Annotated in this window: 28 protein-coding genes; 15 read left to right on the top strand and 13 right to left on the bottom strand. The window is 67.2% G+C overall.

Annotated features, from left to right (window positions below; genetic code table 11):
- Positions 1 to 66: 66 nt before the first annotated feature.
- Positions 67 to 804 carry a glucose 1-dehydrogenase gene (locus tag K6L26_RS15835; protein WP_221850732.1) on the bottom strand — a complete coding sequence of 246 codons (738 nt, stop codon included), beginning with the start codon at positions 802 to 804 and terminating at the stop codon, positions 67 to 69.
- A gap of 101 nt (positions 805 to 905) precedes the next feature.
- Here K6L26_RS15835 and K6L26_RS15830 point away from each other — a divergent pair, with 101 nt between their 5' ends.
- Entirely contained in the window at positions 906 to 1,982 is a 1,077-nt protein-coding gene (locus K6L26_RS15830; protein ID WP_221850730.1) for an NAD(P)H-dependent amine dehydrogenase family protein, read from the top strand.
- Here the strand turns inward: K6L26_RS15830 and K6L26_RS15825 are convergent.
- The gene (locus tag K6L26_RS15825; RefSeq protein WP_064897274.1) at positions 1,979 to 2,743 is read right to left on the bottom strand and encodes an HAD family hydrolase; all 765 of its coding nucleotides are present in this window, start codon (positions 2,741 to 2,743) and stop codon (positions 1,979 to 1,981) included. The genes K6L26_RS15830 and K6L26_RS15825 overlap by 4 nt on opposite strands.
- 68 nt (positions 2,744 to 2,811) lie before the next feature.
- Here K6L26_RS15825 and K6L26_RS15820 point away from each other — a divergent pair, with 68 nt between their 5' ends.
- The 4 genes from K6L26_RS15820 (at position 2,812) to K6L26_RS15805 (ending at position 7,433) form a co-directional block, all read left to right on the top strand.
- Positions 2,812 to 3,177 carry a VOC family protein gene (locus tag K6L26_RS15820; protein WP_081394962.1) on the top strand — a complete coding sequence of 122 codons (366 nt, stop codon included), beginning with the start codon at positions 2,812 to 2,814 and terminating at the stop codon, positions 3,175 to 3,177.
- A 122-nt stretch (positions 3,178 to 3,299) separates the two neighbouring features.
- Positions 3,300 to 4,430, top strand: coding sequence for a nitronate monooxygenase (locus tag K6L26_RS15815; protein ID WP_019346340.1), 1,131 nt, complete (start codon positions 3,300 to 3,302; stop codon positions 4,428 to 4,430).
- A gap of 187 nt (positions 4,431 to 4,617) precedes the next feature.
- Positions 4,618 to 5,187: a TetR/AcrR family transcriptional regulator gene (locus K6L26_RS15810; protein WP_221850728.1), complete on the top strand. Its 570-nt coding sequence runs from the start codon at positions 4,618 to 4,620 to the stop codon at positions 5,185 to 5,187.
- On the top strand, positions 5,184 to 7,433 hold the full coding sequence (locus K6L26_RS15805; protein ID WP_221850726.1) for a molybdopterin-dependent oxidoreductase: 2,250 nt from the start codon (positions 5,184 to 5,186) through the stop codon (positions 7,431 to 7,433). Before K6L26_RS15810 ends, K6L26_RS15805 begins: the two co-directional genes overlap by 4 nt.
- A gap of 15 nt (positions 7,434 to 7,448) precedes the next feature.
- Here K6L26_RS15805 and K6L26_RS15800 read toward each other — a convergent pair whose 3' ends face one another.
- A complete protein-coding gene (locus K6L26_RS15800) occupies positions 7,449 to 7,985 on the bottom strand; it encodes a hypothetical protein (protein ID WP_165763131.1) in 537 nt (178 codons plus the stop codon).
- 254 nt (positions 7,986 to 8,239) lie between these two features.
- Between K6L26_RS15800 and K6L26_RS15795 the strand changes: the two genes are divergently transcribed.
- Entirely contained in the window at positions 8,240 to 9,487 is a 1,248-nt protein-coding gene (locus tag K6L26_RS15795; RefSeq protein WP_019342867.1) for a cytochrome P450, read from the top strand.
- Here K6L26_RS15795 and K6L26_RS15790 read toward each other — a convergent pair.
- Positions 9,441 to 9,764, bottom strand: coding sequence for a hypothetical protein (locus K6L26_RS15790; RefSeq protein WP_221850724.1), 324 nt, complete (start codon positions 9,762 to 9,764; stop codon positions 9,441 to 9,443). The genes K6L26_RS15795 and K6L26_RS15790 overlap by 47 nt on opposite strands.
- Before the next feature lie 145 nt (positions 9,765 to 9,909).
- Between K6L26_RS15790 and K6L26_RS15785 the strand changes: the two genes are divergently transcribed.
- From K6L26_RS15785 to K6L26_RS15775, 3 genes are read left to right on the top strand one after another with little or no spacing between them, the layout of a single operon-like run.
- Positions 9,910 to 10,644 (top strand): helix-turn-helix domain-containing protein, encoded by a 735-nt coding sequence (locus K6L26_RS15785; RefSeq protein WP_221853401.1) that lies wholly within the window; start codon positions 9,910 to 9,912, stop codon positions 10,642 to 10,644.
- A gap of 49 nt (positions 10,645 to 10,693) precedes the next feature.
- Positions 10,694 to 11,416, top strand: a complete 723-nt coding sequence (locus K6L26_RS15780) for a FadR/GntR family transcriptional regulator (protein ID WP_064897263.1) — start codon at positions 10,694 to 10,696, stop codon at positions 11,414 to 11,416.
- A complete protein-coding gene (locus K6L26_RS15775) occupies positions 11,413 to 12,069 on the top strand; it encodes a sterol desaturase family protein (RefSeq protein WP_221850722.1) in 657 nt (218 codons plus the stop codon). Before K6L26_RS15780 ends, K6L26_RS15775 begins: the two co-directional genes overlap by 4 nt.
- Here K6L26_RS15775 and K6L26_RS15770 read toward each other — a convergent pair.
- The gene (locus K6L26_RS15770; protein WP_064897318.1) at positions 12,050 to 12,829 is read right to left on the bottom strand and encodes a L,D-transpeptidase; all 780 of its coding nucleotides are present in this window, start codon (positions 12,827 to 12,829) and stop codon (positions 12,050 to 12,052) included. The genes K6L26_RS15775 and K6L26_RS15770 overlap by 20 nt on opposite strands.
- Positions 12,830 to 13,004: 175 nt before the next feature.
- The gene (locus K6L26_RS15765; protein ID WP_221850721.1) at positions 13,005 to 14,441 is read right to left on the bottom strand and encodes a DUF7159 family protein; all 1,437 of its coding nucleotides are present in this window, start codon (positions 14,439 to 14,441) and stop codon (positions 13,005 to 13,007) included.
- A 210-nt stretch (positions 14,442 to 14,651) separates the two neighbouring features.
- On the opposite strand from K6L26_RS15765, the gene K6L26_RS15760 reads away from it, so the two are divergent.
- Positions 14,652 to 16,109, top strand: a complete 1,458-nt coding sequence (locus tag K6L26_RS15760) for a peptide MFS transporter (RefSeq protein ID WP_221850719.1) — start codon at positions 14,652 to 14,654, stop codon at positions 16,107 to 16,109.
- On the opposite strand, the gene K6L26_RS15755 is transcribed toward K6L26_RS15760, so the two are convergent.
- Positions 16,103 to 17,056, bottom strand: coding sequence for a threonine ammonia-lyase (locus K6L26_RS15755; protein ID WP_221850717.1), 954 nt, complete (start codon positions 17,054 to 17,056; stop codon positions 16,103 to 16,105). The two genes, K6L26_RS15760 and K6L26_RS15755, sit on opposite strands and share 7 nt — an antisense overlap.
- 97 nt (positions 17,057 to 17,153) lie before the next feature.
- Between K6L26_RS15755 and K6L26_RS15750 the strand changes: the two genes are divergently transcribed.
- From K6L26_RS15750 to K6L26_RS15740, 3 genes are all read left to right on the top strand, one after another.
- Complete coding sequence (locus K6L26_RS15750) at positions 17,154 to 17,576, top strand: acyl-CoA thioesterase (protein WP_019342876.1); 423 nt, start codon at positions 17,154 to 17,156, stop codon at positions 17,574 to 17,576.
- Between the two features lie 123 nt (positions 17,577 to 17,699).
- Positions 17,700 to 17,912, top strand: coding sequence for an Rv3202a family protein (locus tag K6L26_RS15745; RefSeq protein ID WP_019342877.1), 213 nt, complete (start codon positions 17,700 to 17,702; stop codon positions 17,910 to 17,912).
- 17 nt (positions 17,913 to 17,929) lie between these two features.
- Positions 17,930 to 18,250 (top strand): hypothetical protein, encoded by a 321-nt coding sequence (locus K6L26_RS15740; RefSeq protein WP_076112236.1) that lies wholly within the window; start codon positions 17,930 to 17,932, stop codon positions 18,248 to 18,250.
- Here K6L26_RS15740 and K6L26_RS15735 read toward each other — a convergent pair.
- The 3 genes from K6L26_RS15735 to K6L26_RS15725 form a co-directional block, all read right to left on the bottom strand.
- Entirely contained in the window at positions 18,192 to 19,082 is an 891-nt protein-coding gene (locus K6L26_RS15735) for a cytochrome c biogenesis CcdA family protein (RefSeq protein WP_019342878.1), read from the bottom strand. The two genes, K6L26_RS15740 and K6L26_RS15735, sit on opposite strands and share 59 nt — an antisense overlap.
- Before the next feature lie 9 nt (positions 19,083 to 19,091).
- On the bottom strand, positions 19,092 to 19,571 hold the full coding sequence (locus K6L26_RS15730) for a protein disulfide oxidoreductase (protein ID WP_085980303.1): 480 nt from the start codon (positions 19,569 to 19,571) through the stop codon (positions 19,092 to 19,094).
- A gap of 106 nt (positions 19,572 to 19,677) precedes the next feature.
- Positions 19,678 to 20,559 (bottom strand): TIGR03854 family LLM class F420-dependent oxidoreductase, encoded by an 882-nt coding sequence (locus K6L26_RS15725; protein WP_221850715.1) that lies wholly within the window; start codon positions 20,557 to 20,559, stop codon positions 19,678 to 19,680.
- 86 nt (positions 20,560 to 20,645) lie between these two features.
- Between K6L26_RS15725 and K6L26_RS15720 the strand changes: the two genes are divergently transcribed.
- The gene (locus K6L26_RS15720; RefSeq protein ID WP_085141588.1) at positions 20,646 to 21,086 is read left to right on the top strand and encodes a DUF6188 family protein; all 441 of its coding nucleotides are present in this window, start codon (positions 20,646 to 20,648) and stop codon (positions 21,084 to 21,086) included.
- Positions 21,087 to 21,126: 40 nt separating this feature from the next.
- Here K6L26_RS15720 and K6L26_RS15715 read toward each other — a convergent pair whose 3' ends face one another.
- Complete coding sequence (locus tag K6L26_RS15715) at positions 21,127 to 21,606, bottom strand: hypothetical protein (RefSeq protein WP_047038385.1); 480 nt, start codon at positions 21,604 to 21,606, stop codon at positions 21,127 to 21,129.
- 177 nt (positions 21,607 to 21,783) lie between these two features.
- On the opposite strand from K6L26_RS15715, the gene K6L26_RS15710 reads away from it, so the two are divergent.
- A complete protein-coding gene (locus tag K6L26_RS15710) occupies positions 21,784 to 23,076 on the top strand; it encodes a cytochrome P450 (protein ID WP_036387221.1) in 1,293 nt (430 codons plus the stop codon).
- Here K6L26_RS15710 and K6L26_RS15705 read toward each other — a convergent pair.
- Complete coding sequence (locus tag K6L26_RS15705) at positions 23,069 to 23,347, bottom strand: cupredoxin domain-containing protein (protein WP_230983515.1); 279 nt, start codon at positions 23,345 to 23,347, stop codon at positions 23,069 to 23,071. The two genes, K6L26_RS15710 and K6L26_RS15705, sit on opposite strands and share 8 nt — an antisense overlap.
- Before the next feature lie 210 nt (positions 23,348 to 23,557).
- The gene (locus tag K6L26_RS15700; protein ID WP_076213989.1) at positions 23,558 to 24,988 is read right to left on the bottom strand and encodes an APC family permease; all 1,431 of its coding nucleotides are present in this window, start codon (positions 24,986 to 24,988) and stop codon (positions 23,558 to 23,560) included.
- Between the last annotated feature and the right edge of the window lie 5 nt (positions 24,989 to 24,993).

Below are 24,993 nucleotides of genomic sequence, written 5' to 3'. Positions count from 1 at the left end.
CGGCGAGTCGATGCCCTGCCGGGTCATTCTGCCGTGGTCCGTACCGCCGCGTGCGGCCGGTGCGGATCAGAGCTTGTGCGGGACGTCGTTGACGATGCCGCCGTCCATGACGAACTCAGCGCCCGTGGCGTACCGGGATTCGTCGCTGGCCAGGAACACGACGAAGGTGGACACCTCGTCGGGTTGGCCCGGCCGGCCCAGCGGAATGCTGAGCATGTCCTCGGGGAAATGCTCGGTCATCGGGGTGCGGATGAAACCGGGGTGGATCGAGTTGACCCGGATCTGCTTGGCACCGAGCTCCAGCGCCGCAGACTTGGTCAGACCGCGCACCGCCCACTTGGATGCGACATACGGATGCACCATGGCCGCGCCGCGCAATCCCTCGATGGACGACACGTTGATGATCGAGCCGCCGCCCGCGGCTTTCATCGCCTTGACACACGCCTGCATCCCCAGGAAGGTGCCGGTCAGGTTGACGTCGATCACCTTCTGCCACTGGGTCATGTCGAACTTGCCGATCTGGCCGAGCGCGACGATCCCGGCATTGTTCACCAGAACATTGAGCAGGCCGAACTCCGACGTGGCGGTTTCCACCGCGGCGTTCCACTGGTCTTCTTCGGTGACGTCGAGATGCACGTAGCGGACCGAATCGCCGAGCTCGGCGGCCAGCTTCTTACCGTCGTCGTCGAGGATGTCCCCGATCACCACCTTGGCGCCCTCGGCGACCAGCGCCCGGGCGTGCTCCGCGCCCATGCCTCGCGCGCCGCCACTGATGAGTGCCACTTTTCCGTCTACCCGTCCCATGACGGGTGAGGCTACCGCGTACGGCTTGAAATTAGAACCTGTTCCAATTTGGGCCTTGGATCGGCATACTGCGATCAGACCGAACACTTGAGGAGACCTGTATGGCCATTCGCGTGGCGATCGTCGGCACCGGAAACTGCGGCCGGTTGGCCCTGATCCAACTCATCGACGACCCCCGGTTCGAACTCGTCGCGGTGGGCACCTCGACCGAGGCGAAGGTCGGCCTGGACGCGGGCGAACTGGCCGGCCTGGACGGCGTCACCGGGGTCACCGCCACGCTCGGCATCGATGCCGCGATCGCCGCCAAACCGGACTGCCTGGTGTACTGCGCGATGGGTGACACCCGCCCCGTGGAAGCCACCCGCGATGTGATGGCCGCACTGGCCGCCGGGATCAATGTGGTCGGCTCGGCCCCGGGCGGCCTGCAATTCCCCTGGGGCGCTATGCCGGAGAAGGCCATCGCCCGGGTCGAAGAAGCTGCCCAGGCGGGTAATTCAAGCGTGTTCATCACCGGCGTCGACCCTGGATTCGCCACCGACCTGGTGCCGTTCGCGATCGCCGGTACCTGTCAGCGCATCGATCAGATCAAGACCATGGAGATCGCCGACTACGCCACCTATGACGGCACCGAGGTGATGTCGATCGTCATGGGGTTCGGCAATCCGATCGACCAGCCCGGAATGTTGTTTCTCCCCGGAATCCTCAGCGCCGCTTGGGGAACCGCGATCCGGATGCTCGCCGCCGGACTGGGCGTCGAAGTAGAAGACATCACCGAGCACTACGAGTTGGAGCCGGCGCCCGAGGACATCGAGGTCGCGACCGGCGTCATCGCCAAGGGCACGGTGGCGGCGATGCGCTTCCAGATCAACGGCATGGTCGGCGGCAAGCCGGTGATCGTGGTCGAACACGTCACCCGGGTGCGCGCGGACCTGCGGCCGGACTGGGCGCAGCCGGCCCAGCCCGGCGGCTCCTACCGCGTCGAGATCGTCGGCGAGCCTTCCTACGTGGTCGACATCTGTCCCAGCAGCCGCAAGGGAGACCACAACCACGCCGCGATCGTGGCGGCAGCCGGACGCATCGTCAACGCCATCCCCGACGTCATGGCCGCCGAGCCCGGCATCCGCACGACCCTGGACCTGCCGCTCGTCACGGGCAAGGGCCTGCACAGGTCGAGTTAGGCACCCGGACGGAGCCGGCGTTCGCCGCGGCGCCGGCCACCCGGACGGGGCACCGTGAGCACCGGCCAGTCCTGTTCGGTGGCGGCCGAGGCCAGACCTGGTCGCGGATTCACCGGCCGCGGATGACCCACCAGACGCATCAGCGCGCTGTCCTCGGGACCGTCGGCATAGAAATAGCTGCGCGCCAGGTCTACCCGCTCAGTCCGGCAGAACGCCTGCACCGCATCGGCCTTACGCGCTCCCCAGATGATGGGTTCGATGATCCCGCCGGTCAGCCGGCCCTGGTCGTCGGTGGCGAAGCGATTGCACAGCACGTGGTCGATACCCAGGTGCCGCGCGACCGGCTCGGCATGAATGGTCAGCGCCGAGGAACTCATCACCACCGTGTGCCCGCGATCCTGGTGGCGACGCACCACTTCCCGCATGTGCGGGTACACGCGTTGGGTGATGCGGCTTTCGAACAGGTACTCCCCCAGTTCGTCGAGCTCCGGCAGTGATTCGCCCCGGAGATAACCGGCCGCCCGCACCAGCAGCCGCTCGAACGGCATCCGTCCGATCCGATACCGCACGGAGGCCTCGACGATTCCGAGGATCTCACCGACGGCGGCCTGCCTCTGGCGGATGCGATGACCGGCGTGCGCCGTCGCGGTGAATCCGTCCACCAGGGTGCCGTCGAGGTCGAAGAAGGCGCCGACCTGTGCACCCCCCGGACCGAACCCGATCTCCTCGAGTGACTCGGGTGGCGACAGCGTGCGGCCCATGGGGCTACTAAACCAAGCCACCACGACAATCGGCCAGTCGAGACCAGATCAGGACTAGAACTAGAGGGATGTCCGCACAAATGCACCGCATCGGGATCAAGGATGTCGCGGCTGTCATCGCCACCGGACGATTCGAGGAGGCCAAGGCCTGGTACGCGCGGTTGCTCGACCGCGAACCCGACCTGGAACCGGTTCCGGGAGTCGCCGAATGGCAACTGACCGCGACGGCGTGGCTACAGGTCGTCACCGATGATGGCAGCGCCGGGCGATCGGCCGTGAGATTCGGGGTCGATGACCTCGGCACCACCGTCGCCTGGCTGCGCGACAACGGCGTCAGCGTGCCAGAACCGCAGGTCATCGCCGACATGGTCGCCGTCATCGATGTCGCCGATCCCGACGGAAACGAAGTGTCGTTCGTGGCCGAGCTCGCGTGAATCTGCCGGGTCCCGGCCCGAAACTCCCCACGGTGGTACTAAACTAGAACACGTTTCACTTCTGTCCGGGCCGGACCGGCCGAGGACTCTCGAACCGCACCGTCACCACAAGGAGCTGGAGAATGCACACCGCACTCTGCGACGAGCTCGGGATCGAATTCCCGATTTTCGCGTTCACCCATTGTCGCGACGTCGTCGTCGCCGTCAGCAAGGCCGGCGGTTTCGGCGTGCTGGGCGCCGTGGGCTTCACGCCCGAGCAGCTGGAAATCGAGCTCAACTGGATCGATGAGCACATCGGCGATCACCCGTACGGCGTCGACATCGTGATCCCCAACAAGTACGAGGGCATGGACGCCAACATGTCCGCCGACGAACTCAAGGGCATGCTGCAGTCCCTGGTGCCCCAGGAGCATCTGGACTTCGCCCGCAAGATCCTCGCCGACCACGGCGTGCCGGTCGAACACAGCGACGACGATGCGCTGCAGTTGCTCGGCTGGACCGAGGCCACCGCGACCCCGCAGGTGGAAATCGCCCTCAAGCACCCCAAGATGACGCTGATCGCCAATGCGCTCGGCACCCCGCCGGCCGACATGATCAAGCGCATCCACGCCGAGGGCCGCAAGGTCGCGGCGCTGTGCGGCTCGCCGTCACAGGCCCGTAAGCACGCCGACGCCGGCGTCGACATCATCATCGCCCAGGGCGGCGAGGCCGGTGGACACAGTGGCGAGGTGGGCTCGATCGTGCTCTGGCCCCAGGTCGTCAAGGAGGTCGCTCCGGTGCCGGTGCTGGCCGCCGGCGGTATCGGCAGCGGTCAGCAGATCGCCGCGGCCCTGGCGCTCGGCGCGCAGGGTGCCTGGACCGGATCGCAGTGGGTCATGGTCGAAGAGTCCGAGCACACCGCGCAGCAGCACGCCGCGTACGCCAAGGCCACCAGCCGCGACACCGTGCGCAGCCGCTCGTTCACCGGCAAGCCGGCCCGCATGCTCCGCAACGACTGGACCGAAGCCTGGGAGAACCCGGACAACCCGAAGCCGCTCGGTATGCCGTTGCAGTACATGGTGTCCGGGATGGCCGTGGCCGCCACGCACAAGTACCCCAACGAGAGCGTCGACGTCGCGTTCAACCCGGTCGGCCAGGTGGTCGGCCAGTTCACCAAGGTCGAGAAGACCTCCGCGGTGATCGAACGCTGGGTCCAGGAATACCTGGAGGCGACAGGCACCCTCAATGCCCTCAACGAGGCTGCCGGGGTGTGATCGAGGCCGCCGGCAATCCCTGCCGGCCCCATCGACACAGTTAGGCCACCAACGCGGCGGGTTGCAGCCACCATCAGGCAGCAACCCGCCGCGTTGATGATTTGGACGCAACCGCTCGAGCTCACGGGATAGACCCATGCCCGTCGATTATGTAGGGTTACATACATAATCGAGCGAAAGGCGTCCGATGACCAGTCCTCGTGAGCGCATGGTGGCCTCGGCCGCACTGCTGATCCGGGAGCGCGGCGCGCACCCGACCGCGATCGCCGACGTACTCGCCCACAGCGGCGCACCGCGCGGATCGGCCTACCACTACTTTCCCGGCGGGCGCAGCCAACTCGTGTGCGAGGCCATCGATTACGCCAGCGATCAGGTGGCCACGCGAATCGACAAGGCCGACAGCGGCACGGGTTTGCTCGACGCGATGATCGCCGGGTTTCGCAAACAGTTGTCCGCCACCGACTTCCGGGCCGGCTGCCCGATTGTGGCGGTCGCGGTCGAGGCGGGAGAACCCGGCGCCACCGACACCGCCGCACTGGACCGCGCCGGGGCCGCCTTCACCCGCTGGACCACTCAGATCACCCATCGGCTGATCGACGACGGAGTCCCCGCCGAACGCGCCGAGGAACTCGCGACGCTGATCATGACGTCGATCGAAGGTGCGGTCGTGATGGCACGGGCAACTCGCGACGTCAAACCACTCGAGCTGATCCACCGTCAACTTCGCCCCCTCCTGCCGGAAGGAACATCGTCATGACCGTCGATCAATGGGAGCCCACCGCGTGCATCCTGTGCGAGTGCAACTGCGGCATCGTGGTGCAGACCGAGGGCCGGGCCATCACCAAGATCCGCGGAGACAAGGAACACCCGGCCTCGCAGGGATACACCTGCAACAAGGCACTGCGGCTGGACCACTACCAGAGCAGCACCAACCGGCTGACCTCACCGCTGCGCCGCAGACCCGACGGCAGCTACGAGGAGATCGATTGGGACACCGCGATTTCCGAGATCGCTGCGAAGTTCCTGACGATCAGGGACAGCCACGGCGGAGACAAGATCTTCTACTACGGCGGCGGCGGTCAGGGCAATCATCTGGGCGGAGCCTACAGCGGCGCATTCCTCAAGGCGATCGGCTCCCGCTACCGGTCAAATGCCTTGGCGCAGGAGAAGACCGGTGAGGCGTGGGTCGACGCGCACCTCTACGGCGGCCACACCCGCGGCGAGTTCGAGCACGCCGAGGTCTCGGTGTTCGTGGGCAAGAACCCGTGGATGTCGCAGAGCTTTCCGCGGGCCCGGGTGGTGCTCAACGAGATCGCCAAGGATCCCGACCGCGCGATGATCGTCATCGACCCGGTCGTCACCGACACCGCCAAGCTCGCCGACTTCCACCTGCGGGTACGACCCGGGACCGACGCCTGGTGCCTGGCCGCGATGGCCGCGGTGCTGGTGCAGGAAAACCTCTGCGACGAGGAGTTTCTGGCCGCCCACGTCAACGGCGTGGAACCGGTGCGCGACGTGCTCGCCCGGGTGCCCATCGGCGACTACGCCGCGCGGTGCGGCGTCGACGAAACCCTGCTGCGCTCAGCGGTGCGCCGCCTCGCGGTGGCCGGCAGTGTGGCGGTGTTCGAGGATCTCGGCATCCAGCAGGCCCCCAACAGCACACTGTGTTCCTACCTCAACAAGATGCTCTGGATCCTCACCGGAAATTTCGCCAAACGCGGTGGGCAGCACCTGCATTCGTCGTTCGCCCCGCTGTTCGGCTCGGGCGGGGTCGGCCGCAGCCCGGTCACCGGCGCACCGGTGATCGCCGGCCTGGTGCCGTCGAACGTGGTGCCGCAGGAGATCCTGACCGACCATGCGGACCGGTTCCGGGCGATGATCGTCGAGAGCAGCAACCCGGCACACTCGATCGCCGATTCGGCGGCCGTGCGGGCCGCACTCGAATCGCTCGAGCTCCTGGTGGTCATCGACGTCGCGATGACCGAGACCGCGCGGCTGGCCCACTATGTGCTGCCCGCGGCCAACCAGTTCGAGAAGCCCGAGGCGACCTTCTTCAACCTCGAGTTCCCCCACAACAACTTTCACCTGCGCCACCCCCTGTTCGAACCGCTGCCGGGGACCCTGCCCGAACCGGAGATCTGGGCCCGGCTGGTGCGGGCGATCGGCGCGGTCGACGACGCCGAGCTGGATCCTTTGCGGCGCGCCGCGCGCGAAGGCCTGGACGCCTACGCCACGGCGTTTCTGGCCGCCGTCGGCGCCAATCCGGGTTTGGGGCGGGTGCTGCCGTACGTGCTCTACGAGACGCTCGGACCCACGCTTGGCGACGGCCTGGCCGGTGCCGCGGCCCTGTGGGGCCTGGCGCAGAAGACCGCGATGACGTATCCGGACGCGGTGCGCCGCGCCGGCCACGCTGACGGCAACGCCCTGTTCGAGGCCATCCTGGCCGGCCGGTCCGGATTGACGTTCACCGTGCACGAATACCAGGACGACTTCTCTCTCATCAGCCACTCAGACCACAAGATCGCGCTGGAAATCCCCGAGCTGCTCGACGCGGTGCGGGCCCTGCCGACCATGAGCTCGACGCTGACCACCGACCAGTTCCCCTTGGTGCTCTCCGCTGGTGAGCGCCGGGCCTACACGGCCAACGACATCTTCCGCGACCCCGCGTGGCGCAAACGCGACACCGAGGGCGCGCTGCGGATCAGTGCCGACGACGCCGCGTCCATCGGCCTACACGACGGCGGCCGGGCCCGGCTCACCACGGCGGCCGGAAGCGCCGAGGTCACCGTGGAGGTCAATGACGCGATGCTGCCCGGGCACATCTCACTGCCCAACGGGTTCGGTCTCGACTACACCGACAGAACGGGGCAGTCGATCGTGCCGGGAGTCGCGCCCAACGAGCTCACCTCGTCGCAGTGGCGCGATGAGTACGCGGGCACGCCGTGGCACAAGCACGTGCCTGCCCGGGTCGACCGGATCTCGGTCGAAAGCCTGCCGGTCTGATCAGATTCCCGGCCCTCAGGGCGCGGGTGCCGGAGCCGGCGGGACCGGTAGTGCCGGCGCGGCCGGCGCGGTTACCGCCGGGCCGACGGGAGCCGCGGGCCCGACAGGAGCGCCGGGCTCGACGACGGCCGGCCCACCGGGCACCGGCGCTGTCGGCGCGCCCGGAGCCACCGGCGCGGTCGGAACGTTCGGACCGGGCACCTGGCCCGGGACGGGCGTGTTCATGCCACGTTGCGCGAGCCCGAGCACCAGCGCTTCCTTGCCGCTGATCTCCTGGTTCTGCACCGCGTGCCACAGATCCTTGAGATAGCTCAGGTTGGGTGTCTCGGTTCCCTGTCCGGTGGGATCCATCGTGGCCCCCGGCGGCAGGGCGTCGGGGCTCGCCAGGTGCGGGGTGCCCACCGGAGCCGCGGCAGCCGGTGCCGCCGGATCTCCGGCTGCCGGGGCAGCCGCCGGCGCAGGCGCGGGAACGGGAGCCGGAGCGGGCGCTGGATTGGGCGGCTCGGCGGCCGCCGCGGCGGCCATGGCCAACGCCACGACGGGACCCGACACGCAGCCCGTCAAAACGATCCCGAACCTACGGACGTCGACTCGCATAACTGGTTAGCCTCCTGCTGTTGCTCCAGGGACAGATGGTAACGCTGGGTGCATCGTCGCGCTCGTCCAACCGTTACAGCGCAAGCACCGGAACACGTTCCAATACTCGCAACGCATGAGTTTCCGAAAGCCACTCCGAGGGGCGCCACCTGTGGTGTAGCAATGGCTTTACGCCACTACACAACGTCGTCGCGAGGAGCGCCAACGCCATGCCGACTCTGAACCTTCCGCCCGGATTCGACTTCACCGATCCCGACATCTACGCCGAGCGCCTGCCGGTCGAAGAGCTCGCGGAGATGCGCCGGCTGGCACCGATCTGGTGGAACGAGCAGCCGAAGGGTCAAGGAGGGTTCGACGACGGCGGATTCTGGGTCGTCACCAAGCACAAAGACGTCAAAGAGGTATCGCTGCGCAGTGACGTGTTCTCCAGCCAGGAGAAGACCGCGCTGCCGCGCTATCGGGAGGGCACCATCCAACAACAGATCGACCAGGGCAAGTTCGTGCTGCTCAACATGGACGCACCCCATCACACCCATCTGCGCAAGATCATCTCGCGGGCGTTCACCCCGCGCGCCGTCGAACGCCTGCGCGCCGACCTCGCCGAGCGCGCCCGAGCCATCGTCGAGACGGCCGCCGCCGAAGGCTCGGGAGATTTCGTGGAGCAGGTGTCATGCGAACTGCCCCTCCAGGCCATCGCGGGCCTCATGGGCGTGCCGCAGGAGGACCGCAAGAAGCTGTTCGACTGGTCCAATCAGATGGTCGGCGACCAGGACCCCGAGTTCGCCTCCAACGATGCGATCAGCGCCTCGGTCGAGTTGATCATGTACGGAATGCAGATGGCCGCCGAGCGCACGAAGAACCCCGGCGAAGATCTGGTCTCCAAGCTGCTCCAAGCCGACGTGGAGGGACACAAACTCTCCGACGACGAGTTCGGTTTCTTCGTGATCCTGCTCGCCGTGGCAGGCAACGAGACCACCCGCAACTCGATCACCCAGGGCATGATGGCGTTCGCCGACCATCCCGACCAGTGGGAGTTGTTCAAGCGGGAACGCCCGGCCACGGCCGCCGACGAGATCGTGCGGTGGGCCACGCCGGTGACCTCATTCCAGCGGACCGCCCTGGAGGACACCGAGCTGGCCGGGGTGCCGATCAAGAAGGGCCAACGGGTGGTGATGTTCTACCGCTCGGCCAATTTCGACGAAGACGTGTTCGAGGATCCGTACACCTTCGACATATTGCGTGATCCCAACCCGCATGTGGGATTCGGCGGAACCGGTGCGCACTACTGCATCGGCGCCAATCTGGCCAGGATGACCATCGACCTGATTTTCAACGCGATCGCCGACGGGATGCCCGACCTGACCCCGCTCTCGGCACCCGAACGACTGCGGTCGGGCTGGCTGAACGGAATCAAGCACTGGCAGGTGGATTACCTCGGCCGCTCGGATAGTCGATGATGGACCGCCAATAGTCTTCGGGGATCTCGGTGTTGGACCGCAGCACGATCGCCAGACCGGTCGCCATCGCGATACCGAGCACCCCGAGCCACAGCCCGGCGAGTGCGATCACCGTCCAGAGCACCGTCGTCACCGTGGGCCAGGGTGAGACCAGGGCGAGCGCCGGCGCGAAGAAGAAACCGGTTCCGATATAGGCGGTCGATCCGGACCGGTCGGCGGTCATCACGAAGTGCAACCAGCGCGGAATCGACTGCGGCGTCTGCGGCGGCGTACGCATTTTTTCCTCCTGTGCGAGTTCGACTCCAGCGTCGCCCGACCGGGTAATCGTGGCAATTACCCCGGAGGTAGTGGCCATCTCTCGACGCGTGCCTGAGACTCGGGTAGTGACAAGTGCGACCGCCCAGACACCGATCGGCTCACTGATGCGCGACTGGCGCCTGCGCCGGCGGATCAGTCAGCTGGAACTGGCCATCGAGGCCGATGTGTCGGCCCGCCACCTCAGCTTCATCGAGACCGGGCGCTCGGTGCCGAGCCGGGCGATGGTGCTGCGACTGGCCGAAGCCCTCGACGTGCCCCTGCGAGACCAGAATCAGCTGCTGCTGGCGGCCGGGCTGGCACCGGTGTACGCCGAACGGACACTCGACGATCCCGAGATGGCCGCCGTGCGTGATGGGGTTGCCCGGGTCTTGGACGCCTATGCCCCCTTTCCCTGTGTGGTGGTCGACCGTGCCTGGAACCTGGTGCAGGCCAATGCCGGCACCGGCGTCATGCTGGCAGGTGTCGCGCCGCATCTACTGGAGCAACCCAACGCACTGCGGATCACCCTGCATCCCGAGGGCATGGCTCCACGCATCCGGAATCTGGCCGAGTGGCGCCACCACCTGATCAGCCGACTGCGCCGCGAGGTCACGGTGAGCGGATCGACCGAACTGGCCGAGCTGCTCACCGAGGTCGAGTCCTACCCCGGCGGCATGGAGCCGGTGCGCGATCTCGGCGGGGTCGTCGTCCCCTTGGAGCTGGCCGTGCCCGACGGCACGGTGCTGACTTTCTTGAGCACGGTCACGACCTTCGGCACCGCACTGGATCTGACGGCTGCCGAATTGAGCATCGAGGCGTTTCTGCCCGCCGACGCCGAAACGGCCGCGGCGCTTCGCTGAGTGGTCTTACCACTTGACCTCTGACCGGTTGGGGAGGCAGCATGGCCTCATGGCGCTGCAACCGGTCAACCGTCGGTCTGTCCCCGAAGACGTCTTCGAGCAGATCGTCGACGAGGTGCTCAGCGGCCAGATGCAGCCCGGCGAGCCGTTACCCAGCGAACGCCGACTGGCTGAGGTTCTCGGGGTGTCCCGTCCAGCCGTACGGGAGGCGATCAAGCGCCTCACCGAGGCCGGCTTGGTCGAGGTCCGGCAAGGCGACGCCACCACCGTGCGGGATTTCCGCAGGCACGCCGGTCTCGACCTGCTGCCCCGATTGCTTTTGCGCGCAGGCGAACTCGATGTCAGCGTGGTGCGCAGCATCTTGGAGACCCGCTTGCACAACGGCCCCAAGGTCGCCGCATTGGCCGCCGAGCGTGCCCCGGCCGAACTGGTCGCGAAACTCGGCGACACCGTGGAGTCCCTGGCCGCCGAACAGGACCCGGTGGAACAACAACGCCGGGCGCTGGCCTTCTGGGACCTGGTCGTCGACGGCGCGGATTCCATCGCATTCCGGTTGATGTACAACACGCTTCGGCAGACCTATGAGCCCGCACTGCCGGCGCTGGCCACCATGATGGCCGCCGAGGTCGGCCGTCCGGACGCATACCGCCGGATCGTCGAGGCAATCGAGGCGGGCGACCCGGCAGCGGCCGACCGGGCGGCTCAGGAACTGCTGGGGCCCGCCACGGACGCTCTCACGGCCGCCCTCGACAGCTTGGAGGAAAACCGATGAGGCGCAATGCTTTCACGCTCGGCGACGCGGCACGGGAGTTCGTCCGGCACCCCACACCGTGGATGATCGGCACCGCACTGACCGTCAGCGTCATCGCCCGATGTGCGGTCGGCGACTGGCAACTGACCGACGCCCTCGTTCCCGCGGTCATGCTCGCGGCTTTCCCCTTCTTCGAATGGGTCGTCCACGTTTTCGTACTGCATTGGCGGCCCAGGAGGCTCGGTCCGATCACGCTGGATTCGCTGCTCGCCCGTGACCACCGGCTCCACCACGTCGACCCGCGCGACATTCCGCTGATCTTCATTCCGTGGCGCGCCCTGCTGTGGATTCTGCCCGCCGCGGTGGCCACCGCTGTCCTGGCGTTCCCACGCCTCGGCCTCGGCTTGACGTTCCTGTCATTCCTGACGTTGCTGGGCCTGTGCTACGAGTGGTGCCACTATCTGATCCACAGTGACTACAAGCCCAAAACCCGCGCATACCGTGCGGTTTGGCGCAACCACCGCCAGCATCACTACAAGAACGAGCACTACTGGTTCACGGTCACCACCGCCGGAACCGCCGACCGCGTACTGGGGACCGATCCCGACCCGGCGACGGTGTCCACCTCACCGACGTCGAAGAATCTGCACGCGACTACGCCTGCACGACAATAGGGTCGCCGAGGTGCACCGTGTTGAAGTACCAATCGGCGTTGTCCGGGCTCAAATTGATGCAGCCGTGACTGACATTCGAATAGCCCTGCGAACCCACCGACCACGGGGCACCGTGCACGTAGACGCCGCCCCAGGTCACGCGGACCGCGTCGTACACCGTCAGCTTGTAGCCCTCCGGGTCACTCAGCGGAATCCCGATGGTCCGCGAATCCATCACCACGACAGGTTCTTTGGCCAGAGCGCTGAACGTGCCCACGGGAGTCGGGTGTTTGGGCTTGCCCATCGAGGCGGGCATCGTGCGGACCACACTGCCGTCGATGCTGACGGTGAACGTGTGGGCATCGATGTCGGCCACACCGAGCACCTCTGACCCGGTCTCGAAGCTGGTTTTGGCACCTCCGGCAGATACCGAGATCTTCGAGTGGGCCGGCCACAACTGATCGGGCTTCCACTGCATCACGTCGTCACTGAGCCAGGTGAATGTGCCTGTGGGCGTGCGCGGTGAGCTGATCTGCAGACTGCGCTGCGCCGCGTTGCGGTCGGTCACCGGGTTGTCGAACGTGACGGTCAGCGGCATCGCGACACCGACCACCGAGCCGGCGGCAGGCGCGATCGACGCTCCCGGGGCGGGCGTGCTGACCGCAGCCGATGCGACGTTGACCGTGCTCGCCGCGGCCAAGGTGGCGACACCAATCGCCGCAAACACTTTCAGTACCGAAGCTCGAACGGTTCCGAATGGCGACGAAGGGACGCTGCGCATGACACCAGTGTAGGCGCTCGCCGCGACTGCACCTTTGAGGCGCAGCGTGACGGCGGAAAAACGGTCTCGACGGTCGCACTGTGGGTTGCCCATGGTGAACACATCGGCATGACGCATCGATATGTTTCACGGCGGGATCGGCAAGCCTGGCCACGCTTCAGCAACGTCGCAAGGATCAGGGTACGGCCGCAGGAGGGGCCTGCGGGTCGGACGCGACCGGGACCTGCTCAGGCTCGGTTGGCACCGCTTCAGGAGCAGGAGCGGGCACTTCCGGAGCCGGTGGTGCCGGTTCGGCCACCGGAGCCTGCGCAGCCGTCTGTTGTACCGGTGCGGCCTCTGACGCCGGACTGGGCGGAGGCGGCGCAACCTCGGCGGCCGGAGGAGGGGGTGCGACCTCAGGCGGTGGAGGTGGTGGAGGCGGTGCAGGCGGTGCCTGCGACACCCCGGTCTCCCCCGGCGGCGGCTGATCGGCCGGCGGTTGCTGCGCTTGCGGGTCGGTAGCGGGCGCGCCCGGCACCTGCTCGGGCAACGCCGGTGGCAACTCCGAGGTGACGGGCACCGGCTCGGTGCCGACAGGCGTGAGTTGCTGGCTCGGTACCGCGGTGTTCTCGGTTGGGGCCGTGGCGTTTTGACCGACCGCATACTCCGGCGCGGCATCCTCCGCCACAGGTTCCAACACCGGCGGCACCTCGGGCGGCGGCGGCACTGCGGGCGCCGACGGCTGTTGCACCGAGGCCGAGTCGCCCGATGTGCTCACCACCGGTCGGGTACTTCGATGTGGGGCCGGCTCCGAACCGGGCAGCAGCTGCTGACCGACAGCCAGTACCAGCGAGACGCCGAAAGCGAGCACACCGCCGACCAATATCGCCAGGGGGGTCAATTGTTTGGCGGGCCACCGCCAAAGCGTCGAGGCCGCGCTCTCCTCAGAAGCCCAGCGGCCGCGTCGCACCGCGGCCAGCGCCGCGCCTCTGGCCAGGGGCAAGCCCGGCTCGGCCGGGGTGAACACCGGGACCTGCAGTGCCTGTTCCAATTTGGGCAGCACCGAGTCCAGGTCCACGGCAGCGCCCACCACCACGAGCGCGTCGGGACGCGGATCGGCCGCATCGAAGATCTCCGACAACCAAGCGATCAGGCCGGCCACGGTCTCGATGCCACGGCTCACCGACGTCTGCACCGGCGCGGTGCCGCTCACCGTCATCGCCTGCACGACATCCGGTTCCAGGACACACACGGCCGTCGTGTCGAATCCGACGGTGCCGGCAACCCGCCGAGCCAGCGCATCCGTGGCTTGCGGTAGCCGCACGGGGACCAGGTTGGCGAATCCGGCGTCCTCGAACTTCTTGAGCAGCACCGTAGCCTCGGCGGCCGCCCCCGAACTCCAGGTCACACCGATCGCGGACAGCCGCAAACCATGTTCTGCGGCAATCCTTTCGGAGCGCCGGACGGCCTTCACCACATCAGCGCAGACGTCATCCGTACGTGCGGGCACCAGGCCGCGGATGTCGAGGGCATTGTGGTCGACGGTCGCCCCGTCAGCCTCGGCGCCCTCGACCAGGACCAGACCGACGGTAGACGGTGTCAACGAAACACCGAGCACCGCGTCCACGTTCACCCCCGAAAAGTGTGGCCGTCGTCCAAACGTTTCACGGTGACATTACCCGGTGGCAGCCTGGCGTCTAACCCTGCATCACCACCGAACCCGGCCACGACCGCAGCGAAATGTGCTGTGCCACAGAACAGCCAGCACACAACGATGCGCCGGTTTGCCGTCGCGCCGCGAGGCCTGAGGCCCGGGGGCCGAGGGCGTGGCATGGTTGTGCTCATGCCGGAAGTTCAGGACGGGTTACGCCACCGCGGCTTCTTCGGCCATCCGATCGGGCTGGCCAATCTGTTCGGGGTGGAATTGTGGGAGCGCTTCTCGTTCTACGGGATGCTCACGATCCTGGGCTACTACCTGTACTACACAGCCACCGACGGCGGCCTCGGGTTGCCGAAGAGCACCGCCACCGGCATCATCGGCGCATACGGAGGGCTGGTGTACCTGTCCACCGTCCTGGGTGGCTGGATCGCCGATCGTCTGCTGGGCATGGAACGCACCGTGTTCTACGGCGGGGTGGTCGTAATGGCCGGGCACATCGCCCTCGCGCTTGTTCCGGGCCTGGCCGGCGTCGGCTGCGGCCTGACCCTGGTAGCCCTCGGATCCGGGGCGCTCAAGGCCAATGCATCCTCGTTGCTCGGCACCCTCTACGACAAGGACGATCCGCGCGCAGACGGCGGCTTCACCTTGTTCTATCTCGGAGTCAATTTGGGCGCCTTCGTCGGACCTCTGACCACGGGTGTGCTGCAGAACCGCTCGGGTTTCCACTACGCGTTCGGTGCCGCGGCCGTCGGCATGGCGCTGGGTCTGGCGCAGTACGTGGCCTTCCGGCGCAACCTCGGCGACCACGGGCGCGTGGTGGCAAACCCGTTGCCGCCCCGGGCAATCGGCAAATCCCTCGCCGTCGTCGCCGCGCTGGCTGTCGCCGTGACGTTGCTGTTCATGACGCATGTGGTCGAGTTGGCCAACCTGTCACAGTTCATCACCGGCGTCATCGCGGTGGCCTCGGTGATGTATTTCGTGGTGCTGCTGACCAGCGCCAAGGTGTCCGACGTCGAGCGCACCCGGGTTCGCGCGTTCGTCCCACTGTTCATCGCCAACGCGGTGTTCTGGTCGCTGTTTCAGCAGACCTTCACGGTGCTGGCGGTGTACTCAGACGAACGGGTCAACTGGTCCGTGTTCGGCTGGACGGCACCGTCGAATTGGATCGGGTCGATCGAGCCCGTCTGGATCATCCTGCTCTCACCGCTGTTCGCGATCTTGTGGACCCGGCTGGGCAACCGCGCGCCGACCACCCCGCGCAAATTCGCCTACGGCGTGATCGGCATGGGCGCGGCATTTCTGCTGTTCCTTCCGAGCGCGTCCGCCACCGGCAGGGTGGTACCCGCCGCGCTGGTGGCCGGCATCATGGTGGTGTTCGCGGTTTCTGAGCTGTTGGTGTCGCCGATCGGGTTGTCGGTCACGACAAAGCTTGCCCCACAGGCTTTCCGGGCACAGATGATGGCGCTGTTCTTCTTCTCGGTCGGACTCGGTACGGCGATGTCAGGTGTACTCGCGCAGCATTACGACCCGGCGAACGAGTTCGCCTATTTCGGCATCCTGGGAGCGGTGGCGATCCTTGCCGGCGCCATGGTCCTGCTCATCTCCCCGCGGATCAGCCGGCTGATGGAAGGTGTTCACTGACCGCCGGAAAGGACAGCGGCCAGCAACGCCGGTTCGATGTTGCCGCCGGAGACGATCACGACGGCCGGGCCCGGCGGCGCTGCCGCCTTGCGGTAGCCCGCCAGCGCCACCGCGCCGCTGGGCTCGGCGACCAGGTGGGTGCGCAGCACCAGCTGCCTTACCGCGGAACGGATCTCATCCTCTGTCACGGTGATGACGTCATCGAGTACCCGTTGCAGATGGGCGAACGTCAGTTCCGACGGGGTCGAGCGCAGACCGTCGGCGATCGTCCGGTTGCGTTGCGCCACAGGCCAGTCCACACGGTGGCCCACGGACAGGCTTTCGGCGGTGTCGGCGGCGAGTTCGGGTTCGACGCCGAATATCTTGGCGCGCGGGCACAGCGCGCGGATCGCGGTACCCACGCCCGAGGCCAGCCCTCCGCCGCTGATGGGGACGAACACCGACGCCACCTCGGGTAGGTCCTGCGCGATCTCCAGCCCGACGGTGCCCTGCCCGGCGATCACGTCAGGATGGTCGAAAGGCGGCACCAGCACGCCGCGGGTGCGCTCGACCAGCTCCGCGGCCACTGCTTCGCGCTGACCGGCGCCACACAACACCACCTGCGCCCCATGATCCCGGGTGGCCTGCACCTTGACACCGGGAGTCTCTTCTGGCATCACGATGTGGGCCGCGACCCGAAAAGCCGCGGCGGCGTACGCCACTGCCTGAGCATGATTGCCGCTGGAATAGGCCACCACTCCCCTGGCCCGCACATCCGGATCGAGCCGGGCCAGCGCGTTGAACGCTCCGCGAATCTTGAAGGCGCCGATCGGTTGCAGATTCTCGGGTTTGAGCCACAACGGCCGGTCTGCGTCGCCCCACCCGGCAGGCAGCAGCGGGGTACGGACGATCTGGGAGTCGATCCGCCGGGCCGCGGCGGCGATGTCGTCAAGGGTCACCAGCTTCACGGCACAAGTCTCCCGTGCGGGCAAGCCCGAGGAAAAGGCCGGGCCTGTCACGCCGTTACGGTGGAGCCGCAGACCCGCCGGCCTTTGGAGAGCCCACGTGAGCAACTACAGCTTCGGCATCGTTCCGCGGTACGCCGAGATCGACCAGCAGGGCGTGGTGTTCAACGGCCACTACCTGACCTGGTTCGACGAGGCGTGTACCGGGCTGTTCGACCACCTGCGGGTCGGTTACGCCGACCTGATCGCGCAGGGAGTCGACATGCAGGTGGTGCACACCGAGATCGACTTCCGGGCTCCGGTCCGGTGGCGGGAGTCGGTCCGTGTCGCGGTGCGGTGCGAACGCATCGGCACCACCAGCTTCACCCTGGGCTTCACCGTGCTCGGCACCGACGCCTCCGGTCACGAGCAGCCGCGGGTGCACGGCAGCAACGTCTATGTCGTTGTGTCGACCGACGACTGGACCAAGCGCCCGGTTCCCGACGACGTCCGCAGGGCGCTGAGTACTGTTGCCTGCCAATGAATCTCACCGCCCGGCCGCGCCGCGGCCCGGCCGTGATCGAGATCGCCGAAATTCGCGTTGAAAGACCACTTCCCGGGTAGCACAATCGCCTATGGAGACACATCCGGTCGACGAGGGGAAATCATGACGCAGGTTGAGCGTGGCGATTTCGATGATGCCGCCCCAGAGGCCGACATCGTCGAACAACTGATACCCGTCGGCGTCGACGACGAGGGCGATGCGTTGTCGGACCTGCCCAGGGTGCGGATCTCGACCGATACCGATGCCACCGAAGCGGACCTGATCGATCAGGCCATCGTGGTGCCCCTGGACGACGAATCCGAGTTCGACCGCTGAGCGAGAGGATGCCCGGCATGCGCTTGCCCGACTCGCTCGAGGGCATGGCCACCGATCCAGCGGCGACCTCGCGGGTGTTCGGGGAGCCGTATGTCACGCCTGACGGGGCAACGGTGATACCGGTGAGCAGGGTTTCGCACCGTCCCGGCAATTCCAGACCGCTGGGGATCTTCGTCGTCAAGGATGGCGAGCCCACCTGGGTCCCCGCCGTGGACCACACGCGGATAGCGCTGCTGGGTGAACTGATCGGGTTGGTGGCCGCGACGCTGGCCACTGCCGCTATGCTGCGTCGTCCGCCGTGGCCCGACGTGCGTGGCGACTTCTCGCGGCGACCCTGAACCACCACAGGCCGAGCGCCACCAACAGGACCAGGGCCAGTATCCACGGCCACGCCCCGTGCCGGTGGACCCAACCGGCAAGACTGCCCTGCACCCGTCCGGCCGCGGCGATCACCGGGTCACTGGGATTGCCTGCCGCGCTGAACAATTGGATCTCGTACCAGCCGTAGTACGCGACGTAGGCGCCGACGACGATCAACAGTGCCCCACTGATCCGGCTGATATAGGGAACGACACGCCGCAGCCGTTCGACCACCACCGTGCCGGCCAGCGCCGCGGCGACCGCCAGCACGCCGACGACGAGGGCGAAACCGGCCGCGTACGCGGCGAACACGGCGACGCGATGCAGAGCCGTGTTCGATTCCAGTGTTGCGCCGGTGACAGCCAGGAACGGCCCCACTGTGCAGGACAGCGACGCGAGCGCGTACCCGACGCCGTAGCCGGCCATCGAACCGAGCCGCGCGGTCGGCGCCCAGCCGGTACGGGCGCTCAGGGCATCCGGCAGCAGCAAGCCGAGGCGACGGCCGGCCAGCAGCCAACACCCGAGAATGACCAGGGCGACACCGATCAGCAGGGTGACGTACGGGAGGTAGCGCTGGACCGTGCTGGCGGCCGCGACGGTGAGTAGTCCGAACGTGCCGAACACCGCGACGAATCCGACGGTCATCACGACGGTGGCGGCCACCGCGCGGCCCAAGGCCGGCAGCGGCCCCCGCGGCGAAGTACCCCGCACCACCAGCGCGAGGTATCCCGGCAACAGGGCGAAACCGCATGGGTTGAGCGCCGCGACGAGGCCGGCGCCGAACGCCAGCCCCACCAGGTTGTCCGGCACGCGGGGCGACTAGCTCTTCAGGGCCGCGACCCGGTCGGCCAGCTCCTGCTGCGGCATGGCCGACGTCGGGTTGTTGACGAATGTCGACGACCCGTCGGCGCGATAGAAGACGTACGCGGGCTGCCACGGCACGTTGTAGCGCGCCCAGATCGACCCGTCGGCGTCGTTGAGGTTGGGGAAGTTGAGGTGGTACTTGTCGACGAATCCCTGCATGGCCCCCACGTCGGAGTGCGCGGCCACGCCGACGAAGCTGACCTGCGGGTTGGCCGCGGCTACCTGGCTCACCGACGGCGCCTCGGCGTTGCAGAACGGACACCAGGGCGTCCAGAACCACAGCACCGCGGGCCGCCCGGCCAGGCTCGACCCGTTGAACTGGGCACCCGACAACGTCGTGCCGGTGAACTGCAACCGATCATCTGCGGCCGCTGTTGGCGCCGTGACCAGTGCGAATACGATCGCGAGCAGACAGAACAAGCCTCGCATCCTCATGACGGTCTCCTTCGGTCAAGGCGCAGCACGCGCGTGGCCTGCGCATACCCGCTAACACGGTGGCCGACACGCGAAAGTTCAACCGACCGGGAGTTTTCCGGACAGTTCAGTTCTGCCGCGGCAAAAGCTCGGCGGTGAACCGGTCCAGGAACGCGCTCTGGTCAGCCGGGCCGGCCGCCCGGATGACGAACTTGGTCAGTCCGGCGGCCAGGTAGCGATCGAGTTGGCGGTGCAGCGTGGGCCAGTCGGCGGCGACGAGCTCCTCGGGGTCGACGTCGGGTCGGCGGCGACGGACCGCGGCGAGCAGTTCGGCAGGCAGCGCACCGTCCCCGACGGCGAGGCTGATGCCGTAGTGGTCGGGCTCGATGGTGCGGCCTGCGGCAACCGCCTCTGCCTCGATGCGCCGGCGGGCGGCTCTCGCCTCATCGGGAGTGAGGAAGCTGCCCAGCCAGCCGTCTCCGAATTTGCCGATCCGGCGCAGCGCCGCCGGCGCCGAACCGCCCAGCCAGATGTCGACCGGGCCGGCCGGCACCGGCTGCACCTGGACGGAACGGACGGTGAAGTACTCCCCCTCGAAGGTCAGGTCACCGCCGCGCAACGCGGATCGAAGCAGGTCCAGCGATTCGTCGAAGACCGCGGCGCGGCGGCCGTCGGGAACGACGAAGATGTCCCGTTCGGCAGGGAGCGCCGAATGCAGGCCGAACACGGGCAGCACCCGCTTGGGTGCGATCGCCGCCAGCGACGCCAGTTGCTTGGCCACCAGGACCGGATGGCGGCCCGGCAGAATCGCGACCGAGGTTCCGGCTTTGAGCCGCCGGGTGCGGGCGAGCGCATAGGCCATGCCGACGAACGGGTCGACCGCGGGGGTGTAGACCAGTTCGGAGAACCACACCGAGTCGACGCCGGACCGTTCCAGGTGATCGATGATGTCAGCCAATTGGTGCGGGGCGGTTTCAGCGCCGAGCCCAACGCCGAAGCGGACCTTCATCGGGGGCATCCCATACCGTTCATATCGGGCGTAACACCGCCGATGCGCCTCTTGTGCCCGGCGGTCAGGCGGTTCAGAGTAAGACAATGAGCGATCAATGGATTCAAGGATGCTTGGTCCAGCGGATCACATTCCGTGATGGCCTGGTGCTCAACCTCGATGACTACAACGAACTGGTCATCTCGGTTCCGCTGGAACTGACACTGCCGGCGACCGGCACCGACGATTCCGAAGTGGTGTCGCTGGATCCCCGGTCACTGCGCAACGAAGTCCGGCCGCTGTTCGATTTCGCCGGCCAGCGTTGTACCCATGCCGACTGGGAGGACGACGGCAGCCTCCACCTCAGCTTCTCCGACGGTCACCGGATCGATGTCCGGCCCGACGAGGGGCATACCTCGTGGGAGCTGTACGGGAAGCACCACGGCTACGCCGCATGCCTGGCGCACGGCCGGGTCCGCGTCGTACGCCACGATCAGGATGATCCCGATCAGGGCGCCGACGAGGGCCCCACGCGCGAGAGCGGCTGACCGGCATTGCGGCGCGGCCGTTGGCACTACTGGACGAGCGTCAGCCGACGCCGACCCCGATGATCGGGATCCAGACGCCGAACAGCCACACACCCCACTGCCGGAAGCCGTTGTCCCACACTGGGTTCAAGTTGTAGCCCCAGTAGTTGATGGTCGGTGGCAGCGGCCCGCCCCGCCAGTGGAACGGCGGCGGCGGACCCCAACCCCACGGCGGCGGGCCGTTGCGATCGTCCCACCAATCGTGCCGGTTGTTCGCCCACCAGGGCCCCTTGTCATCCCAGTGCCCGCGGTTGTCGAAATCGGGGCCGCGGTCAGGACCGCGCCCACGGCTGTCGAAATCGCGGTCGTGACCGGGCGGTCCGCCGTTGCAGAACGGGAAGCAGTCGTCGTTGCCGTGCCCCGGCTTGAGTGGCGCGGGTACCGCCGGCGACGCCGAAGCCACCGGGACTCCCGTCCCCGCAACGCCGATTCCCAACGCACCGACTGTCAACGCAGCCGCCACGAACTTGGCCAGTTCCATACCTGAACCTCCTACGGTCGTGACCCCGGCGCCGGCCGTCCCCCAACGGCGCGGCGCCGCAACGTCGTGCAACTCAGCCCTGTGCGAGTGACGAAACGTGCACCCCAGTGAGGTATCGCCACGAGAGATCCGAGCGTTACCCGGTGTCCGGGCACGTCGCGCACCTACCCTGGCGGTGTGGGTATCGCACCGCGGATCAATGGCGCACCTCCCCCCGACATGGCACGCCGGCAGGTCGATCTCGGATCCTGGCAGTTCTGGCGCGAGGACGACGACGTCCGGGACGCGGCGTTCGCCGCGCTGCGCCGCGACGACCCGATCTCCTATCACCCGGCGTGCACCCTCGAGGGCTTCCCCGAAACACCCGGGCATTGGGCGGTGACCAGATACGACGACGTCTTCCACGCCAGCCGGCATCCGGAGATCTTCAGCTCCGCGTCCGGTATCACCATCGGGGACCAAACTCCGGAATTGGCCGAGTATTTCGGCTCCATGATCGTGCTGGACGATCCGCGTCACACCCGCCTGCGCAACATCGTGCGCAGTGCGTTCACCCCGCGGGTGGTGACCCTGATCGAGGACTCTGTCCGTGATCGGGCCCGCCGACTCGTCACCGACATGGTGAGCAGGAATCCCGACGGCACCGCCGAGCTGGTCACCGAACTCGCCGGCCCGTTACCACTGCAGATCATCTGCGACATGATGGGCATTCCCGAACCCGATCATCAACAGATCTTCCATTGGACCAACGTGATCCTGGGGTTCGGTGACCCGGACCTGACCACCGACTTCGACGAGTTTCTCCGGGTGGCGATGGATATCGGCGCCTATGCCACAGCATTGGCCGACGAGCGCCGCGCCGCCCCCACCGAGGACCTCACCACGAGCCTGGTTCAGGCCGAGGTCGACGGCGAACGGCTGACGTCGGCGGAGGTGGCGTCATTCTTCATTCTGCTGGTGGTGGCGGGTAACGAAACCACACGCAATGCCATCAGCCACGGCGTGCTGGCGCTCACCCGGTTCCCGGAGCAGCGCGAAAAGTGGTGGTCGAACTACGACGAGCTGGCCCCCACCGCGGTCGAGGAGATCGTGCGCTGGGCATCGCCGGTCAGCTACATGCGCCGCACGGTCACCCAGGACACGGTGCTCGGCGGGACACCGCTGCCGGCCGGCGCGAAGGTGACCCTGTGGTACGGATCGGCGAACCGGGACGAGTCGAAGTTTGCCGATCCGTGGATGTTCGACGTCACCCGTCACCCCAACCCCCATCTCGGATTCGGCGGCGGCGGTGCACATTTCTGCCTCGGAGCAAACTTGGCACGCCGTGAGATCACCGTGGCGTTCGAGGAACTGCACCGCCAGTTGCCCGACATCGCGGCGACCGAGGAGCCCGATCGGCTGCAGTCGCAGTTCATCCACGGCATCAAGCGCCTGCCCGTGAGCTGGCGCACCAGCGGGGCGGCTACCTGACGGTCAGGGTGCCCAGCATCGCGGGGTGATAGAGGCAGTAGAAGGCATACTCCCCTGCCTCTTCGGGTGCCGTCAGTGTCGCGCGCCCCTTGCCCTCGACGTGGACGTCGAACAGCCCTTTGGTCCGCGATGTCACCGAATGCTCGACCTCGTCGTTGTTGACGATCGTGATCTCGGTGCCCGGTGCGACGGGCCCCGGGGAGCGAAACCCCATTCCCTCGATCGCGATGACCGGACCGCTGGGGACGGAGGTGTCTGGGCTCGCGGTCACCGTTTCGGAATGCTGACCGTGGCCGGCCGGCGAATTGGTTTGTCCGCAAGCAACACTCGTCGTCACGACCAAGAACGCTGAAACCAGCACCGCTGCAAGTCGAAACACCCGAGCCCCCTGAGATCCACCCCGACCACGTCGATTATCTCTCCCCGCCGTGGTGTGATGTGCCCGATTCCGCAGGATCCCGTGAGGTGATTCGGGTCGTCGTCATGCGGTGGCGGCGCCGACCCGACGGCCGATTGTCACACCGGCTGCGAACGCGGCGGCCAGCACACCGACGATCACCCAGGCCAGTACAGCGGAACCGCCGACGAGGTCACTGAGATTGGCCAGGATCAACACCAACGCGCCCAGCAGGCCCGCCAGACCGAGCGCCGGGGCGATCCGCACCCGCCACAGCGAATGGCCGTGCCGATCGCGGGCGAAGTAGACCAGCACGGCGACACTGGTAGCGATCATCAGCAGCACCACACCGACAGTCGTCGCCCCGGCGAACCAGGTGTAGAACTGGGCGGCGGGATCCAGCTCGAACACCACCGCCACCAGCACGCCGGCCGCCACGACACCGGAGATCCACAGCGAAGCCTGGTGCGGCGAGCCGTGCCGGTCGTGCGGTTGGCTGAGCCGCACGGGCAGCACGTCGCGCTGCGCGAGCGCGAACACGTACCGCGACGCGACATTGTGGAAGGCCAGAATGCAGGCGAACAGGCTGGTGAAGTACAGCACTGTGATGATGTCGGCACCCGCCGCTCCGATGTACCGGTGCGCGGTGTCGCCGAGGAAGGTGGAGCCGGAATCGGTGGCCCGCGCGATCGCCTGCTCGTCGCCCCACCCCGAGATCAGCGCCCAACTGGTGACCGCATAGAAGACCCCGATCAGGATGAGCGCCAGATAGGTGGCCCGCGGAATCGTCCGCTCCGGGGTCCGCGCCTCGTCGCGGAAAATCGCCGTGGCCTCGAACCCGACGTAACTGATGATCGCGAAAAGCAGCCCGATGCCCAGTGATCCGGAGAAGATCGCACCAGGGTTCACGATGCCTGAGGACAGTCCGCGATCACCGCCGTTGGCCACGATCACCAGGTCGAGCACCAGCACGATCGCGATCTCCGCCGTCAGCAGCACGCCGAGTACGCGGCTGGACAGCTCGATGTTGCGGTAGCCGAGGTAGGTGGTGACGGCGAACGCTACCGCCGCGAACACCCACCACGGCAGCTCCGGCCCGCCTGCCAGCTTGAGGACGCCGGCTCCGGCGGGACCGAGCAGTCCGTACACCCCCGCTTCCAGCGCGACGTAACTCACCAGTGCCACGAATGCGATTCCGATGCCGGTGGGCAGTCCGAGCGATTGTCGAACGTAGGAGAAGAAAGCGCCCGCTTCATCGACATACGGCGTCATCGCGGTGAAGCCGACCGCGAACAGCAGCAGCACCACCGTGGAGGCGAGGAACGTGGCGGGGAATCCGGCGCCGTTGCCCGACGCGATACCCAACGGCACCACACCGCCGATCACACCGAGAGGTGCGGCCGCGGCCACCACCATGAAGACGATCGAGGCCACCCCGAGGTTGCCGCGCAGCTGCCGGCTCGCCGACGACGGTTGGTGGCCCAACGAATCTGGGGCTGTGGTGATTTCGGACATGCTGA

This window comes from Mycobacterium farcinogenes, from assembly GCF_019739075.1.
Classification (GTDB): domain Bacteria; phylum Actinomycetota; class Actinomycetes; order Mycobacteriales; family Mycobacteriaceae; genus Mycobacterium; species Mycobacterium senegalense.
Note: the sequence above shows the minus strand (reverse complement) of the source record. Positions and strands in the feature narration are given on the sequence as shown.